The following is an 18202-nucleotide window of genomic DNA, read 5'->3' as shown; positions in this document are numbered from 1 at the left end:
AATCCTATGACTACCGTAAAAAGACATTTGCAAATTAAAGGCTATGGAACAGCGCTTCCAGCTCATACAGTAACTTTCAAAGACCAGACTCGTTACCGCGTGAAAGAAGGAGAAGAAACACAGATTGATCTTGCAGCGCGTGCGATTGAGGCAGCTTTAAAACATGCAGGACTTGAGATGACAGACATCGACTGCCTGATTTCTGCTAGTGCGGTTGGTGTTCAGCCCATTCCTTGTACAGCAGCTCTTATACATGAGCGCGTGGCCAAGGGACTGACGATTCCTGCTATGGATATCAATACCACTTGTACCAGTTTTGTATCAGCTTTGAGCACTGTTTCTTATCTGATTGAAGGTGGTGAATACCAACGGGTTCTGATTGTATCCAGTGAAGTAGGAAGCCTAGGGCTTAATCCCAAACAAAAAGAAAGCTTTGAACTGTTTAGCGATGGCGCTGCAGCCTTTATTTTTGAAGCAACAAAGGAAGATAAAGGAATCATTGCTAGTATGCAACGTACCTGGTCTGAGGGAGCCCACGATACCGAAATTCGTGGTGGTTTGACAGCTTATCATCCGAAATTGTACTCTGAAGCAACCAAGACTGATTTCATGTTTGACATGAAAGGGAAGAAAATTCTTTTGCTTTCTGCCCGTGTTATTCCAGAAATGTTCCAAAAATTCCAAGAAAAATCAGGCATTTCTAAAGATGCTGTAGACTATATTATTCCCCACCAAGCAAGTCGCGCTTTGCCACTCGTCATGGATAAATTGGGAGTCGGCAAAGACAAGTACCTCAATATTGTCAGTGATTATGGAAATATGGTTTCGGTAGCCGTACCTTTCGGCCTAGCCTATGCACTGGATCACGGATATGTGAAGGAAGGAGATACCATCTTCTTGATGGGAACTGCAGCAGGGATGACGGTCAATATGTTGGCACTGAAACTTTAATGATGAATCCTCTTACTTCAAGCTCAAAAAGAATCAAGTCCCGCTAGTCTTTAGCGGGCTTTTTTGATATAATGAAAGGTATGGAAATTGAGAAAACCAACCGAATGAATGCGCTCTTTGAGTTTTATGCAGCGCTCTTGACGGACAAGCAGATGAATTATATCGAGCTCTATTACGCAGATGACTACAGCTTGGCTGAGATTGCAGAAGAGTTTGGAGTGAGCCGTCAAGCGGTCTATGACAATATTAAACGTACAGAAAAAATTTTGGAAGACTACGAAATGAAACTCCATATGTATTCCGATTACATTGTACGCAGCCAGATTTTTGATCAGATTTTAGAACGCTATCCGGAAGATACTTTTCTACAAGAGCAGGTTGAAATTTTATCAAGCATTGACAATCGGGAATGATTATGGGCAGTCTCGTCATTTATCAAGGAATACCTTGCAAACTATTAGTCGCAGAGGAAGTATTTCCTACTCGACTACAGATTATCTCGCCCAATGATATCTCCAAAGCTATGCAAATAGGTTTTAGCTGTTGGGGATATCCAAATGAAATCATGAAAGAAGTCACACCCGAAGAACTAGAATGTTTGCAACATTTCGGACGATTTCCACTGAATTGAAAAAATAGGAGAAAATAATGGCATTTGAAAGTTTAACCGAACGTTTACAAAACGTCTTTAAAAATCTTCGTAAGAAAGGGAAAATCTCTGAAGCGGATGTCCAAGAGGCAACCAAAGAGATTCGTCTAGCCCTCTTAGAGGCCGACGTTGCCCTCCCTGTTGTAAAAGACTTCATCAAACGGGTCCGCGAACGGGCTGTAGGGCATGAAGTCATTGAAACCTTGAACCCTGCCCAACAAATCGTGAAGATTGTCGATGAAGAATTGACAGCGATTTTGGGTTCAGAAACAGCAGAAATTATCAAATCTCCAAAGATTCCAACCATTATCATGATGGTCGGTCTTCAAGGGGCTGGTAAAACAACCTTTGCGGGTAAATTGGCCAACAAATTGGTCAAGGAAGAAAACGCACGTCCTTTGATGATTGCGGCCGATATCTATCGTCCAGCAGCCATCGACCAGTTGAAGACCCTTGGTCAACAGATCAATGTTCCTGTCTTCTCACTTGGTACAGAAGCCCCTGCAGTTGAGATCGTTCGTCAAGGTTTGGAGCAGGCGAGAGCCAATCACAATGATTATGTCTTGATCGATACAGCTGGTCGTCTGCAAATCGATGAAAAACTTATGGGCGAGTTGCGCGATGTTAAAGCCCTAGCTGAACCAAATGAAATCCTCTTGGTTGTCGATGCCATGATCGGTCAAGAAGCGGCCAATGTGGCGCGTGAGTTCAATGAACAACTCGAAGTAACCGGGGTCATTTTGACCAAGATCGATGGGGATACCCGTGGTGGTGCGGCCCTTTCTGTTCGTCAGATTACTGGAAAACCAATCAAGTTCACTGGTACTGGTGAAAAAATCACCGATATCGAAACCTTCCACCCAGACCGTATGTCTGGTCGGATCCTCGGTATGGGGGATATGCTGACACTGATCGAGAAGGCTTCTCAAGAATACGATGAGAAACGCTCTCTTGAACTCGCTGAAAAGATGCGGGAAAATACCTTTGACTTCAACGATTTCATCGATCAATTAGACCAAGTTCAAAACATGGGACCAATGGAAGATCTGCTCAAGATGCTTCCAGGGATGGCCAATAACCCTGCCATGAAGAACCTCAAGGTCGATGAACGAGAAATTGCTCGCAAACGTGCAATTGTATCATCCATGACCCCAGCTGAACGCGAAAATCCAGATTTATTAAATCCAAGCCGTCGTCGTCGGATTGCAGCTGGATCAGGGAACACCTTTGTCGAAGTCAATAAATTCATCAAGGACTTTAACCAAGCCAAGCAGATGATGCAAGGCGTCCTCTCTGGCGATATGAACAAGATGATGAAACAAATGGGGCTCAATCCAAACAACATGCCGAAGAATATGCCTGGTGGAATGCCAGATATGTCTGCCCTCGAAGGCATGATGGGACAAGGTGGCATGCCTGACTTGTCAGCTCTTAGCGGAGGCGCTGGAATGCCTGATATGAGCCAAATGTTTGGTGGCGGTCTCAAAGGAAAAGCCGGTGAATTTATGATGAAACGGGCGATGAACAAGATGGCCAAACAAATGCGCAAAAATAAGAAAAAACGGAAATAATCGTTTCTAATAAGGGCCTGGAACACACTGTTCTGGGTTCTTTTAGAAACTACTACTAGAGGAAAGATGTTAAAAAAACTATTTCAACAAGTCATTCGTTTCTTTGCAAGATTGTTTTCTTCGCACAGCAAGCCCTTTGAATTTCCAAAAGGGTCGAAGAAACCACCGATCAGACCGATCATCTTTGTACCTGGTAGTTCAGCCAGTATTCAGCGTTTCAATGGAACCATCCGCATGCTCCATCGCTATTCTAGAAAAAAGCAGAGTCTCTTAAAAATAAAAGTCAATAAAGATGAGTCTATAGAGATGGAAGGCAGACTGAATACAAAAGAGCCGAATCCGATGATTGTGATTGGCTTTGAGAATAATCGTGACGGCTACAGCAATATCAAGCAGCAAATCGAATCCCTTAAGATCGCTCTTACCTACCTTTTGGATCACTATCATTTTACAGAGTTTAAGGCAGTCGGGCATTCTAATGGTGGACTGGTTTTGACTGGTTTATTGGAAAGTGGCTTTTTAGAAAAGAAAAAGCTGACCGTAAGCAAGCTGGTTATTATTGGAAGTCCATACCAATTCAATCAAGAGATGTATGAGGATTTTCAAACATGGAGGCATCGCTTAGGAAAAGAAGTAGAGGTCCTTAATTTTGTCGGTAGCTTTTCTGGAACATCAGATGGTATCGTTCCCCTCTCTAGTGCTCAAGCAGCACAATCTATTTTTGAGAAACAAGCCTATACAGAAGTGAATTTAAAAGGACGCAAGGCTCATCATTCAGCTTTACCCACTAATCCAGATCTAGTGAAACAATTAAGTCTATTTTTGAATCTATAAGTAAATTACATAATTTCGGTTATGTAATTTTTATTTGTCTCTTGCAATCCTTAAGTAAATATGGTACATTTTTGGTAGCGATTACATATACCTAAGGAGGGTTTTATGAAAGATCCTAAATTACTAGAATTAATGAAGAATTACAGGGGGCGTGATGAAGTGCCCGCAGACTTTGATACCTTTTGGAATCAAGCCTTAGCAAACATTGCTGAACTTCCTGAATACAAGCTTGAAGAACAAAATTTCAGCATTCCAAATGTTGTTTGTTATGAATTAAGCTTTAAAGGAACACGAAATGGTCTTGTTTATGCACGAGTTGTTTTCCCAGAAACAGATCAAAAGGTTCCAGTTATTTTCCATTTTCATGGTTATATGGGCCGTTGTTGGGATTGGACAGACATGCTGGCTTATACAGTAGCTGGCTATGGAGTTGTGTCTATGGACGTAAGAGGTCAATCAGGCTATTCAACAGACGGAGATCGGTCACCACTTGGGAATACCGTAAAAGGACAGATTATCCGCGGAGTTGTGGAAGGTCCAGATGAGCTATTTTATAAGGATGTCTACTTAGATCTTTACCAGTTAATTGAAATTGTAGCCAGCCTTCCTCAAGTTGACAACAGCAAACTCGCCAGCTATGGAGCCTCTCAAGGTGGTGCCCTGGCCCTGGTAGCTGCCGGATTGAATCCCCGAATCCAACGAACGGTAGCCATTTATCCATTCTTATCGGATTTCAGACGTGTATTGGAGATTGGAAACACCAGTGAAGCCTATGACGAGCTTTTCCGTTATTTCAAATTCCATGATCCATTCCATGAAACGGAAAACCAAATCATGGAGACCTTAGCCTATATTGATGTGAAAAATTTTGCCCATCGCATTAAAGGACAGGTTCATATGATTACAGGATTAGATGATGATGTCTGTTATCCTGTGACACAGTTTGCCATTTATAATCGATTAGAAGGTCCAAAAGAGCAATTAATCATGCCAGAATATGCCCATGAAGCTATGAATGTCCAAGTTAATGATCGTGTATACAATTGGCTCTGTGGTAGCAAGATTTCATTTCAGTATGTAGAAAAATAAGATACAGAAGAAAAACAATCAGTAGATCCGTGAGATTTGCTGATTGTTTTGTTTAAAAAAAACTAAAAGTTTATGTACAATTGACTTAACAAGAGCTAAACCATTGATACAACTGAATTAGAAGCATAAAGTACATTCTTTAAAAAGTGTACTTTATTTTTGTTTTGTACATTATTCTAGAGTGGTATTTTGTATGTTTTCTAGTACATAATATCCTCAAATCTAAGAAATTGATTTGTACATTTTCGACTCTAATAGGTGTAGAAGAAGTGGTGGTTCAATTGTACATTTTTTGAAGCTTATTTAAGTTTCAATTGAACGCAAGATATAGATTTTTATTTTGTTGATGGTATAATGAATAATAGATAGAACAATAATTCTAAATGTAAAATTCCTAATTTTATAATTGAATTTATATGAAGCTAAAGGATTGTTGTAAAAATACTATGTATAGACTTTTAAATGATAGGAGCTACTATGGCTGATAAATTTATGCAGTTTTTTAATGATAATATGGTTTTGCCGTAGTAAACAATTTATAATAGAAGGTACGGAAGATATGATACAAGAATATCATAACTATTTGTTTCATATAAAAGGCTCAATTATTGGAGAACTTATTGGACTAATTGTCTGCTTAATTGTTGGCTTAGTTGTATCACTATTATAAAGACAATTTACACTTATTCAACCATTAGTTGATATAAAAAATATCCCACTCAACCAATGGTATGTGTACTTTTTAATAATAATAATTTACACTTAAATTGAAGGAGGTAAAAGTTATGGATCAGATTAAAATTGGAAAATTTATAGCTGAAAGTCGGAAAAAGAATAATTTGACTCAAATGTAACTTGCAGAAAAGTTAAATATTACAGATAGGGCTATATCTAAATGGGAAAATGGAAAAGCAATGCCTGATTCATCAATTATGCTAGATTTATGTAATGAACTTAAAATAAGTGTAAATGAATTATTAAGTGGGGAGATGATTGATATGAACAATTATAATGAGATAGCAGAAAAAAATTTGTTAGAAATGGCAAAAAAGGAAGAAATGCAAAATAAAAAACTAATGATGTATGAAAATTTTATTGGTTTTGGCTCAACAATATCTTTTTTAACACTAATTTTTGTTACATCATTTTTAATAGAGAATAATATAGCAAGAATATTGTTGTTTATATTAGCATTCGTTCTTTTAATAATAGGTGTTTCATTTGCATTAAAAATAGAAACAGAAACAGGTTATTATGAATGTCAAAAATGCCATAATAAATATGTTCCAAAATACAGTAAAGTATATTTTGCAATGCACTTTGGAACTACAAGATATATGAAATGTCCAAAATGTAATGAGAAAAGTTGGCAAAGAAAAGTTTTAAGTAAATAAAAAATTACAAGTTATAGAGATAATTATAAGAGCCCATCGGCTCTTATTTTTTTGCTTTAAATCCTGTTCACTCACAAGGTGAAATTAAGGAAGCATTAAAGAATAACTAGAGAGTTAACACAATATCCTAGATTATAAGAGTTCTATTTATATGTAGAACTCTTTTTCTGATTAGCTTAGTTTTACAAATTGGGGTATAAGAAAATGTACAATTGAAAAAATTTCCAGTAAACTAAAAATTTATGTACAATTGACTAAACAAGACTTAAACCATTGATATAACTGAATTAGAAGCATAAAGTACATTCTTTAAAAAGTGTACTTTATTTTTATTTTGTACATTATTCTGGGGTGGTATTTTGTATGTTTTCTAGTACATAACATCCTCAAATCTAAGAAATTGATTTGTACATTTTTTACTCAAGTAACAGTAGAAGGAGTGACGGTTCAATTGTACATTTTATTTAAAATATTTATGGCTATATTAATAGTATTTGAAGCATAGATAAAGTAGATACAGTGGTATAATAGTGTCAAAAGACTTTCAGGAGAAATGAGATGAGATCGCATACAGTTATTCTAGGCGCTGGTGCTACTATTGCAGCAATTCCAGATGGTGATAAAAATGGGAAAAGCTCTTCAGTTATGAATGGATTGCTAAAAAAACTTAATTTAGAAGAAATTCTTGCTGGTGTTGAATTACAGACAAAGAGCGAAAATTTGGAAGATATCTATTCAGAATTATTTGAGAGAGAAGAATGCTCTGAAATAGTTAGAAAGCTAGAAGAAAGACTCTATGATTATTTTGCTTCGTTGGAGTTACCTGATGAACCAACAATTTATGATCTTTTAATATTAAGTTTAACTAATAAAGATTGCATAGCTACGTTTAATTGGGACCCTTTACTTATACAAGCTTATGTTCGCTGTTCAAAAATTACTCTGAACCTGCCACAAATTCTTTGTTTACATGGGAATGTAGCTGTCGGTTTTTGTGAAGAACACACTGAGTTTGGAACAGTAGATTACTATTGCCCAACATGTTATAAAAAATTAAATCCAACAAAATTATTGTATCCCGTAAAAAACAAAGACTATTCTTCCGATGGATACATAAATTGGTGTTGGAAAGCATTAGATTACTTTGTCGATCATTCATATATGTTAACTATTTTTGGATACAGTGCTCCTAAGAGCGATGTAGATGCTGTTAATTTAATGAAAAAAGCATGGGGAAATATTGAAGACCGACCACTTGAAGAAGTTTCCGTAATAGATATTGTAGACGAAGAGACTATGCTAAATACATGGAAAGACTTTATTCATAGCCATCATTATAGGTATTCAAATTCATTTTTTGATTCTTACTTAGCAAAATTTCCAAGAAGAACTTGTGAAACTGTATTTGCAACATTTTCATTAAATGTTCCTTCTGATGGTAGTAGAGGTTTTAAAGAGAATTTTAATTGGGATATGATAAAAGAGTTTTTATCTGATATGTTAGTTGAAGAACAGGAAAATAAAGGAAAATCAAATTTAAAATCGAAATATTTAGTTTGGAATGAAGATGTTAACAAATAATCCAATTAATCATAGTGTACTTAAATTATCAAAGGATTTCGATAATGCTTTTAAATATAAAAATATAGAGGAAATCTATAGACTAATAGAATTTGGAAAAAATATGGAAAACACTATTGATGATATTTCCAAAATTCAATTATTTTATTCTATTGGGACAGCATATGGTGATATATTTGAACTAAGTGATAACCTAGTATTCAACATAGATACCGATTGTACAGTTCAACAAATTTATTACTTTAGAAAAGCTATCGAAATTTCAAATAATATTGATATAAATCCTGAGAACAATAGCTTTATTCACCCATTATTATGTTCACTATACACCAATTACGCAAATCTATTAGATGCTTGTGGTAGAAAACAGTTAGCTATTAAGATGTATTGTAAATGTATACAAATCAATCCAAAATTCACAATGGCTAGTGGTAACTTGGCTATTTGTCTACATCATTATCGTAATTTTTTGAATGATAACGAACATCTTCACTTTATTAAAAAAATTAAAAATTTAATAGAAACAAGCATAACTGTTTCAGACCCAAACAGAGTTGATTATGCAGAAAAACAATTTATTGAACTTTATGAACAATATCTTAATTATAAAGACTTAGATGAATGTTCTTGTAAAGACATTGATTACAATCCCAATTCACAAAAGTATCGTGAATGGTGTTGGAACAACGGGCTGTATCTTAATCCACTTAATGATTTACAAGCTGACGATATAAATAGATATGATGATAATCTTTTACTACCAAGTTTATTGTTTCAATCGGATAAAGATTTAAACAAATACATTTCTATGTTTAATCAAATTAAGCAAGAATATGTTTATGCCCGTTATCTCTGTTTTAATAGCATTGAGGTTGATTCGGTTCATTATGCTGATGAGAATGTTTATCTTATTGATTGTCTAGACTATGTACAATACTCTATCCGAGTTGAAGGATTAAAAGCATCTTTTAAAACACTATATTCATTATTAGATAAAGTAGCTATGTTTATAAATGAATATTATTCTTTAAAAATTAAAACTCGACAAGTAAATTTCCATTCAATTTGGAGATCAAATAGTGATTTAAATAAAATGTTGGATAAGAATATTGGTCTGTCATCTATATTTTGGATAGAGAAAGATTTTGATAATGGTGATAATTCTTTAACAGCTAATCCAAACTCAAAGCGATTGAAAATTATTAGAAATTATTTAGAGCACAGATTTACTAATATAACATTGAATATTTTTAATGGAAGTGAAGATAATGAAGATAATAATGAAACCAGACTGTATCTAACTGAATTTGAACTTCAAGAGTTTGCATTAGATTTATTAAATCTTGTAAGAGAAGTTATTTTTTCACTCAAAAATGCCATTCAAATAAGTGAAAATGAAAAACAATCTACTATAAGCAGTAAAGTTGTTTTAATTCCGATAAATTATGAAGAAGTAGATTCGGAAGATAAATTATAGCATTGAACATACAATTTATAGTCGTTATAAAAAGCAATAGCCTAAATTCATTTAACTAATCGACTTAACTAGATCTAAACCATTGATAAAACTGAATTAGAAGGATAAAGTACACTCATTAAGCAGTGTACTTTATTTTTATTTTGTACATTTTTTGTTGATTGCTTAATCAATACTACATCTCTAAAAGGCAATTCAGACTCCATTTAGTCCTCTAAAACCCAAGTTGAGTGTGTATCTTTGCTGGTAAAAGCTTAGAAACCTTGTAGCGAAGTAATAATGAAAAGCCTTTATTGTAAAGCTTTTTCATGTTCCAATAAAGAACTTGACATTATTAGTTACTTCCACTACAATAGAATTACATACCATTGGTATGATAGAAAGGGACTAAAATGGCAAGGAATAGAAACTCACATGAAACTAGAAAAAAAATACTAGAGGTCTCTAAAAACTTGTTTTTAGAAAAAGGATTTGATAATACGTCAATCCAAGATATCATAGATGGCTTAGGCGGATTAACAAAAGGTGTTATCTATCATCATTTTGAGTCTAAATATGATATACTTCAAACGATCATCAGCGAAAATAATCAAGAAATTTTTAATTATAATTGGAGAGGAAAGACTGGATTAGAAAAGATACAAAATTCTTTGATGGACTCTTTCTCTAATTTTGAACACCAAAGGCTCGTTTACTCTGCCTCAATTATGCTAAGAAGTCCACGTTTGTTGGGAGAGCAGTATCTAGGTCTATTTTCTGATTTTTTACCCGAAATTAGAGAAAAAGTTTACGAAGGTGTTGAAGATGGGTCAATTAAAACAGAATATCCAGAAGAGCTAGCAGATTTAATTGTTTTAACTTTAAATATTTGGATTGGTTTTCAAATTTCCGTTTTTTCATTAGTAGAATTAAAGCGTAAAATGAATTTCATTAAACTTACTTTTGAAGGTCTAGGGGTACAGTTAATTTCTGATGAAATGATGGAGGTGATTTTCAACTTATTTGATCACTTAAAAAAATAGGAAATAAGTAGTCGCATGACATGCTTGTTAATACTAATTTCTATCTATGTATTATCAATTGAACGATCTATTTTACATTTTGATACTTAAAAAATAACATACTTTAAGTGTGTTATTAAAATTCCATTATACATACCATAGGTATGTTTGTTTTTTTGATATTTACATACCGATAGTATGTCTGATGCGATTGTCTGTTAAATAAGCTTATTTTTAAATATTTGGTGAGATTAGTTTGAATAGTTTATTCTTTATTTACACTTTGGAGGAAAGAATCTATGTTGTTGCTTATTAAAATTGAATTAAATAAAATTTCTAAATCTAAATTATTTTTAGCCTGGTTGTGTTCTATATTTATAGTGTTAGGTATTACAGTAATAATCATTATGGGGTTAGGTACTGACAATAAACTAGGAGAATTCACTGGACAGGATTCTAATCTTATTAGAATTACTGGTAAATGGGAAGGTTGGGCAATTGTAGCATCATTGTTTTCATCTTTATTTACTAAAGCAGCATTTTTGATTTTTGAATCTTATTTATTATCTACGATTATTATTGATGAATTTAAACGAAGAACAATTTTTCAGTTATTTTCTTACCCTATTTCTAAAATAAAGTTATTATGGGGAAAAATTATTTTAGTCATTCTGATATCATTTATTGCCCATTTTTCTGCACATTTAGTGATTCAATTTTTCATTAGATTCATGGCTGTTGTCACTGAATCTAGTTATATCCCTGTTGCTAATCAATTAATTAACTTAGCTGGAGTTACGTTTGGAACAGTACTAATAGGGTTACTACCATTTGTTTTAGGTATGATTAAGCATTCAACAGCTATAACAATGCTTACAGGACTTGGTTTAGCAGCATTACTTTCGAATATAAGTCCAGGAAGTTTATCTAATAATATTGCTGATAACTTATTCTTTTTGATATTTGCAAGTTTCATAAGTTTAATGATTACTTCATTTTCAATTTTTAATATTTCAAGACAAGATATTAGTATCAAGTAGCATACCTGAGTTTAATCGAAGGAAAGTTATAATTCCTTGATGATTTCTATAAAAAAAGAGACTGTATAAGTTGGTATTTATGCTCCGAGAGAAAAATTCTTGCATTTAAAGCTAGATATAGAAAGAGAGATAGAAATGAGAAATATTGTTGAAATAAAAGAAGTTTTTAAAACAATTGATAAAGAAGAAATTTTAAGTGGTATCAACCTTCAAATTGCTGAAGGAGAAATCTATGGTTTTTTAGGACCGAATGGTGCTGGAAAAACAACGTTAATGAAATGTATGTTAACCTTATCAACAATTACATCAGGTAGTATTGAAATTTTTGGGAAAAATCTACAAGAACACAGAGAAGAAATCCTAAGTCAGATTGGAAGTATTATTGAATCACCAATTTTTTATGATAACTGCACTGCAAAAGAAATTTTGGAAATTCACGCTCAGTATATGGGGAAAAATATTATTGAATCAGATATAATAAGAGCCTTAAGAATGGTCGGATTAAAAAATACGACTAAAAAAGTAAAAGATTTTTCGTTAGGAATGAGGCAGAGGCTTGGTTTAGCTCGTGCTTTTCTAACAAAACCTAAATTGTTAATTTTAGATGAGCCAATCAATGGTTTAGATCCAATAGGAATTCAAGAAATTCGAAATCTTTTGTTGTCGCTTTCTAAGGAGCATGGAATTACAATTCTAATATCGAGTCATATATTATCGGAAATTTCACAGATAGCAGATAAGATTGGTTTTATCAAAAATGGAGAAATGGTAGAACAGGTCTCTATGAAAGAGATTAGGAGAGAGAATATTGACTTAGAAGAATATTTTATGTCACATTTTCTAAATGAAATTAAGAATTATGAGGTAGATTAAGAATGAAACAATTGATAGAGAACTATCAGAAGACTTTTTATGCTTTCATGATATTTAATATACTGGTCCCTTTAACTAATATTGCTTTTGCTTATTCTATTTATTGATAGTGGCATGTCCCAAAATAGAGAAGCCTTAACTCAAGCGGTACTAGTGGGAGCAGCTGTTATTTTTATCTATGCGGGCCTCAACTTTATTTCTCTACGATTGAGAAATAAACTTGTTAGGCAAATCATGTCAAAATACAAAAACAAGGTGTTCCAATCTATTTTAGATAGGGATTATAGAGACTTCTCTAAGGAAAAATCAGGGAAATTTATTTCCGTATTAACCGAAAATATGAAGAAAATTGAGCAAGATTATCTGCACCAGTATTTTAATATTTCAAAAAACCTTTCCTTAATGATTTTTTCACTCCTAGCTATGTTTATAGGTAATTGGTTTTTGACCTTATTGGTTATCATTGCTAGCATCATTCCGATGATGATTTCAGGATTTATTGGACACAAATCAGCTTATCTTCAAAAGAGAGCTATGATTGCCGATCAGAAGTATTTAGCGAAGGTTAAAGATATTTTAGCAGGATTTCTTGTTATTAAAAGTTTTAATGTGAAAGAGGCTATCCGTCAGGATTATAGTCATGAAAGTGAAAACTTGGATGATATATATTTTATAAAAGGGAAATTTGATGTTTTGGCTAATATTATTTCTCAGCTTTCAGGAATGATTGTTTTTTTGGTAGCCTTTGGTGGAGGGATGTATCTCGTATTTAATGGCTATACCACAATTGGAAGTGTAACAGCTATTGTTCAACTAGTCAATTTTGTAGTAATGCCTCTAAATGAAGTTGGAATGGGAATAAGTAAATTCCGTGAAGGTCAGGCAACATTAGATGCATTTGAGGTAAAAGATGTAACCGAAATTCAGACTGGTGAAACGAAAGAATATTTCGATTTTGTTATTTCTTTTTCAAATATAGATTTTTCCTATCCTAATACTGAAGAAAAAATTTTTAATAATTTATCTTTGAAAATTCAAAAAGGGGAAAAAATTGCAATTGTAGGAATGTCAGGGAGTGGGAAATCAACTTTGCTCAATCTATTACTGCGTTTTTACGATGTAACAAGTGGACATATTTCAATTGATAATCAAGATATACAAGCTATTTCAGGAGAGAGTCTTTATAACTTAATGACTATTGTTCAGCAAGACGTTTATATTTTTGATGATACTTTAAAAACGAATATTACTCTTAATCAATCCTTTACTGATGAGGAAATAAAGCAAGCTGTACAGCAGTCAGGTTTAGAAACTTATGTTTTAGAAAGTGAATCTGGTCTACAGACTTTATGTGGAGAGAATGGCTCAAATCTATCTGGCGGACAAAAACAAAGACTTAGTATTGCGCGTGCCTTGATTCGAAAAACACCAATCTTATTATTGGACGAGGCAACCTCATCTTTGGATAATCAAGTAACTACTGAAATTGAAAATTCAATCTTGGATATTCAAGATTTAACTGCAATTGTAGTAACCCACAAGTTGAATGAAAACATTTTAAAAAGATATGATAGGATTCTCTTTATGAAAGCAGGCGTCATTGTTGAAGATGGTTCTTTTTGTGACTTGATGGATAGGAGAGGTGAGTTTTATAAGTTGTTTGAGTTGAGTGTGTAAGTTTGTTAGTGAAACGTAGCTAATCCTCAAAAGGTTTCCCAAACCATTTGAGTCCCACAGACGCATCATGTTGAGGCGGTATCACTGCTTATACGATCTGAGGCATCAGCGAAGTAGAAGTAGATGCTCCACCCATGGGATAGGACTCGTAGAATGAGGAGGGGTACCGACGAAATGATACGGTAAGTCCGAACCGCCGAGTGTGCTTTGACATTGGGAGAAAGAACTGGACGACAAGTCTTGGGAAACGGATAGTCTGGCAGAGTAATAACTTTTACAAGGTCGAGGTACAGTTACAGAAAAAGATAGGCTTTAATAACAGCGGAAACCATTGTTATTAAAGCCTTTTTTGCGTTTTTGTGGTATACTGAAATTGTTGAATGACTTTGAAAGTAAACAAGAAAAAATAACTATTAAGGATTTAATATTTGATACTTATATTTTTAAAAATATGATATAATCAAAGATATTGCAGATGGATAATAAAATATGACTAGAGAAAAAGCGTTTAAAACTATTGAAGAGCAGATTTTGATTCAACGGGGCAGGAATTTGAAGATTACCGATGAGCCAAGGATGGTAAGTTTTATTCAGCAGAAAAATTATTTTAATTCTATAAATGGTTTTGAAACTATTTTTTTGGAGGCCTCTAACCCTAAAAAATATATGAAAAGAGTCTCTTTTAAAGATTTTGAGAGAATATACACATTGGATAGAAATATAGCTAAGTACCTATTTCAAGAAATCGAAAAGATTGAGGTTGAACTAAAGTCGAGAATTGCATACGAATTTTCAAAAGTTCATTGCAATAATGGTATTGCTTCTAACTTAAAGTATTTAGATATCAATTGTTATGTGCTACCGATAGCACACAATCGAAATTCTTTTACAGAGTATTTTTATACTCTTGGAGATAATAAAAAAACGCATTCTTTTTTTAGAGTGCATACTATTTCTGCCAAGATTAAAGATGTAATGTTTACAGGTAAAATTAGTACCTCTCATACTCGTAACGGAGATGTATATTACAACCTAGAAGGTGATTTTGATGGAATAGTTGATGACCTTAAAATAAATCAATATCGAGGGAGATTTTCAATAAAAGCTTCTAATACTCCTAGTAATATTTCTTCATTAAACGGTTCTATGAATGTGACGATTCAAATTAATAACATAGAGGGAAGATTTTTTGATTTATCTTATTCAGACTTCTGTAAAATTAAATATCCATATATTTCTAGCTATAAAAATCCTCCGCTTTGGGTTATTATTGATACACTAATGTTGAATGACTTGCTGGTTTTATTCCAAGGATTAGACATTGCTATACAAAATAAAATTATGAGTGAGATGGGATTTGATTCCTCTATTAGTGGGAGTCGAGAAAAATTTATTAACGCTTGTGAAATACTGCGTGAGTTGAGAAACCAATTGGCACACTTTGGTCTCATAACCAGATATAGGACGGGAAATAGTATTCTAATCAATAGACTTTTTATCTCTGATTTGTTACTTACTCCTAAAAGGAATAATAGAGTTTTAAAGTTTTATCAAGGTTTAAAAATTTTAAATTCTTTTAATAGATTTTCTCTTAAAAGGATTGATCGAGCTATTCAATCATATTATTTAAAAAATATGTTACTGTTGAAGTTTGATATTAATAAAAATTTTTTTAATAGAATTGGCAAGTAAGTGTTGCAAAAAGTTGCTGGTTATGATAGAATAATATAGTTATATTTTAGTGCCACGACGGCGTGAAATCCTTGAAAGAGGTTTTCAAAAGGTCATAAGGGGGAAGGTTAACAAACTTTCCTCCTTATTTTATATATTTAGGTAAGTTGAAAAAATTGTTGAAGATGTTTGATTTCTGAAGTAACTTGAATTTTATAGAGTTTACATGCAGTTCAGAATTTCTGATTTATTATCTAGAGGATAAAACCTCTTATTGAAGATATTTTAGAAAGTTAGTCATTACTATAGTTAATATTTATTTCTACAGTATAATTTTAAAATCACTTTTTTCGCTTTCGTCTATTAGTATAGAAGCAAGCTATCACTACATGTGGATTGTGTGAGTTTGTTAGTGAAACGAAACTAATCCTCAAAAGGTTTCCCAAACCTTTTGAGTCCCACAGACGCATCATGAGGAGAAATCATGAGGGGTATTATCAGTTGAATAAGTAAGAGTATAATCTACATCTCCAAAGTAGGAGTGGCTAGTTCCAGCAGAAAGACCTTCATAGGTTTTATAACTGAATAGATCGACTTACTTTGTTGTCGAATTTTTCCTGTTCTTCAAGTAATTCTGAGGAATAGACGACAACTTTAAAATCAAATAAGCTAAAAACGCTCTAAAATCATTAAATTGATATTAAAGTGTTTTTTATTGTCAAAATATACAATTGAAAAAATTTCCAGCTTTTTTAAAATCACTATCTCAGATGACAATTTAATCAAAATATGATATAATACAGAAAAAGTAAAATAACAAACGTAACTTACAAAAGTAAAAGAAAAAAAGTAAATAGATAGCCACGGCGGATATTCCTTTCATCGTTTAGAAGGAGTTGCTGTGGTTATCGTTGTTGCTGAGCTAATTAATTGCTCTTATTACTTAGATGAAGTTACTTTTATTATTGAATTAATTTGAATAATAATAACGATCAATGAAAGTACTCATCGATATTTCCTTTATGCAGTATAGAGCACAAAGGAAAATAGTACTGATTTGATCGTTTTTTTGTGCATTGACATCATAAAACACAGTCAGAACCTTCAGTCATATTAAACAAGGAGATAATATGAGATTTGTTGTATATAAACATTCGCTAATTCTAGGTGATAATAATATCGTTACAAAGCAATTGATTGCACTCAAACATGATGATGGCACATTACAATTCACTGATTTTCATAGATATGTAAAATCTGCCGCAAAAATTAAGTCTATCTCAGACGATGGCAACAAACGTTTTTCATACGTTGTTAAGTTTTTGAACTATATATTTGGAACAGTTGGGGTAAATAATCTTGATCAACTAACTTTTGAAATGGTCATGGAATTTTTTACGCTTTATGGTTTAGCACAATTGCCTGAAGATAGAACAAATAGAAAGAAAAGTACAGTCGAAAAATGTGTAAATGCAGTTCTTGATTTTTTAACTCTATACTTGAATGAACGAAAAGGGAAGGCTAAATTGAAGCCAAAAGACCTTTATTCTATCAATACGTTCACTAATAGACGAGGTAGAGTCATCAAAAGAAAAGAGTTGAATTTTGAGGTATTTGTTGATGAAAGCAACACACAGAAGTCAATTTTTAGGGATATGCCAAACAGCGCCTTTGAAATGCTTTTTGCTCACATTGCTCAATATCACAAGGATTTACTTATGGTTGTTGCTTTGGGAGCATTTGTTGGTTTAAGACCATCAGAAGCTTGTAATGTAAGGCGTGAAGATAGCCCTTTGGGGGCAGGTATCATATTTCACCAAAGTGATAATCAAGTATTTAAAATTGAGATTGATCTGCGAAAAGAAATGCCCCTTAGAAGCGATTTAAAGCCAACTGGACGAATTAAAAAGGAAAGACTTCAAGCTGTACCTTATATCTTCTTAGAGGTCTTTTTAGACACCTACAATGACTATATGAGCTACCTAGAAGGTAAAAGGTATGAGAGAGATTATGGTCCATTAAACCTTAACAAGCAAGGGAAAGCATTGTCATACGATGTGTACTATCAACGATTTCGTAAGATTATTCGCGAAGAAATGATTCCAATATTTCTTAAATCTGATGACCCAGAGGTTGTCTTTTTTGGTCAACTCTTGCAAGAAAATAATATTTCACCCCATATCTTTAGGCACTGGTACACCACACAATTGGTTTTGTCAGGTGTTAATGAAGTTAGTGAACTGATGTCTGCTAGAGGGGACAATTCACCAGAAAGTGCTTGGGTTTATTTACAAAATAAAGGAGAAATTGTAAAACAATATGGTCAGGTTAATAATGGTGTTTTTGAATATATGAACTGGCAAGCAGAAAAATTGTTTGGAGAAGATTAAAAGG

13 protein-coding genes and 2 pseudogenes are annotated in these 18202 nt (G+C 33.2%); all 15 read left to right on the top strand.

Translation table 11 applies throughout. The features are described from left to right. Positions 1-6: 6 nt before the first annotated feature. A complete protein-coding gene (locus tag O3605_RS00425; RefSeq protein WP_070505560.1) occupies positions 7-951 on the top strand; it encodes a 3-oxoacyl-[acyl-carrier-protein] synthase III C-terminal domain-containing protein in 945 nt (314 codons plus the stop codon). Between the two features lie 80 nt (positions 952-1031). After that, positions 1032-1364, top strand: a complete 333-nt coding sequence (locus O3605_RS00420; RefSeq protein ID WP_003001435.1) for a putative DNA-binding protein — start codon at positions 1032-1034, stop codon at positions 1362-1364. Between the two features lie 2 nt (positions 1365-1366). After that, the gene (locus O3605_RS00415; protein WP_037606554.1) at positions 1367-1582 is read left to right on the top strand and encodes a hypothetical protein; all 216 of its coding nucleotides are present in this window, start codon (positions 1367-1369) and stop codon (positions 1580-1582) included. 17 nt (positions 1583-1599) lie between these two features. Then, complete coding sequence (ffh, locus tag O3605_RS00410) at positions 1600-3171, top strand: signal recognition particle protein (RefSeq protein WP_371585038.1); 1572 nt, start codon at positions 1600-1602, stop codon at positions 3169-3171. 66 nt (positions 3172-3237) lie between these two features. After that, complete coding sequence (locus O3605_RS00405; RefSeq protein ID WP_070505558.1) at positions 3238-4005, top strand: alpha/beta hydrolase; 768 nt, start codon at positions 3238-3240, stop codon at positions 4003-4005. Between the two features lie 105 nt (positions 4006-4110). Further along, positions 4111-5094, top strand: coding sequence for an acetylxylan esterase (locus O3605_RS00400; RefSeq protein WP_070505557.1), 984 nt, complete (start codon positions 4111-4113; stop codon positions 5092-5094). Positions 5095-5960: 866 nt separating this feature from the next. Further along, positions 5961-6488, top strand: a pseudogene (locus O3605_RS00395) (helix-turn-helix domain-containing protein); the annotation flags it as partial. Between the two features lie 558 nt (positions 6489-7046). Next, complete coding sequence (locus O3605_RS00390) at positions 7047-8069, top strand: hypothetical protein (RefSeq protein WP_070505555.1); 1023 nt, start codon at positions 7047-7049, stop codon at positions 8067-8069. Further along, positions 8056-9546: an LA2681 family HEPN domain-containing protein gene (locus tag O3605_RS00385; RefSeq protein ID WP_155222358.1), complete on the top strand. Its 1491-nt coding sequence runs from the start codon at positions 8056-8058 to the stop codon at positions 9544-9546. Before O3605_RS00390 ends, O3605_RS00385 begins: the two co-directional genes overlap by 14 nt. Before the next feature lie 392 nt (positions 9547-9938). After that, on the top strand, positions 9939-10568 hold the full coding sequence (locus O3605_RS00380) for a TetR/AcrR family transcriptional regulator (protein ID WP_371585037.1): 630 nt from the start codon (positions 9939-9941) through the stop codon (positions 10566-10568). A gap of 278 nt (positions 10569-10846) precedes the next feature. Then, positions 10847-11587: a hypothetical protein gene (locus tag O3605_RS00375; RefSeq protein ID WP_371585036.1), complete on the top strand. Its 741-nt coding sequence runs from the start codon at positions 10847-10849 to the stop codon at positions 11585-11587. A 135-nt stretch (positions 11588-11722) separates the two neighbouring features. Beyond that, positions 11723-12460 carry an ABC transporter ATP-binding protein gene (locus tag O3605_RS00370; protein WP_371585035.1) on the top strand — a complete coding sequence of 246 codons (738 nt, stop codon included), beginning with the start codon at positions 11723-11725 and terminating at the stop codon, positions 12458-12460. A 2-nt stretch (positions 12461-12462) separates the two neighbouring features. Beyond that, positions 12463-14137: pseudogene (locus O3605_RS00365) on the top strand (ABC transporter ATP-binding protein). A gap of 489 nt (positions 14138-14626) precedes the next feature. Next, on the top strand, positions 14627-15829 hold the full coding sequence (locus O3605_RS00360) for an Abi family protein (protein WP_371585034.1): 1203 nt from the start codon (positions 14627-14629) through the stop codon (positions 15827-15829). Positions 15830-16938: 1109 nt separating this feature from the next. After that, positions 16939-18198 (top strand): site-specific integrase, encoded by a 1260-nt coding sequence (locus O3605_RS00355; RefSeq protein ID WP_155222360.1) that lies wholly within the window; start codon positions 16939-16941, stop codon positions 18196-18198. The last annotated feature ends 4 nt before the right edge of the window (positions 18199-18202 follow it).

The organism is Streptococcus sp. 27098_8_99, assembly GCF_041431935.1.
Classification (GTDB): Bacteria; Bacillota; Bacilli; order Lactobacillales; family Streptococcaceae; genus Streptococcus; species Streptococcus parasanguinis_D.
Note: the sequence above shows the minus strand (reverse complement) of the source record. Positions and strands in the feature narration are given on the sequence as shown.

What these genes read in the sequence shown, in the direction of transcription:
- O3605_RS00425 (WP_070505560.1), top strand. Translation starts at nt 7, where the DNA reads ATGACTACCGTAAAAAGACATTTGCAAATTAAAGGCTATGGAACAGCG.
- O3605_RS00420 (WP_003001435.1), top strand. Translation starts at nt 1,032, where the DNA reads ATGGAAATTGAGAAAACCAACCGAATGAATGCGCTCTTTGAGTTTTAT.
- O3605_RS00415 (WP_037606554.1), top strand. Translation starts at nt 1,367, where the DNA reads ATGGGCAGTCTCGTCATTTATCAAGGAATACCTTGCAAACTATTAGTC.
- ffh (WP_371585038.1), top strand. Translation starts at nt 1,600, where the DNA reads ATGGCATTTGAAAGTTTAACCGAACGTTTACAAAACGTCTTTAAAAAT.
- O3605_RS00405 (WP_070505558.1), top strand. Translation starts at nt 3,238, where the DNA reads ATGTTAAAAAAACTATTTCAACAAGTCATTCGTTTCTTTGCAAGATTG.
- O3605_RS00400 (WP_070505557.1), top strand. Translation starts at nt 4,111, where the DNA reads ATGAAAGATCCTAAATTACTAGAATTAATGAAGAATTACAGGGGGCGT.
- O3605_RS00390 (WP_070505555.1), top strand. Translation starts at nt 7,047, where the DNA reads ATGAGATCGCATACAGTTATTCTAGGCGCTGGTGCTACTATTGCAGCA.
- O3605_RS00385 (WP_155222358.1), top strand. Translation starts at nt 8,056, where the DNA reads ATGTTAACAAATAATCCAATTAATCATAGTGTACTTAAATTATCAAAG.
- O3605_RS00380 (WP_371585037.1), top strand. Translation starts at nt 9,939, where the DNA reads ATGGCAAGGAATAGAAACTCACATGAAACTAGAAAAAAAATACTAGAG.
- O3605_RS00375 (WP_371585036.1), top strand. Translation starts at nt 10,847, where the DNA reads ATGTTGTTGCTTATTAAAATTGAATTAAATAAAATTTCTAAATCTAAA.
- O3605_RS00370 (WP_371585035.1), top strand. Translation starts at nt 11,723, where the DNA reads ATGAGAAATATTGTTGAAATAAAAGAAGTTTTTAAAACAATTGATAAA.
- O3605_RS00360 (WP_371585034.1), top strand. Translation starts at nt 14,627, where the DNA reads ATGACTAGAGAAAAAGCGTTTAAAACTATTGAAGAGCAGATTTTGATT.
- O3605_RS00355 (WP_155222360.1), top strand. Translation starts at nt 16,939, where the DNA reads ATGAGATTTGTTGTATATAAACATTCGCTAATTCTAGGTGATAATAAT.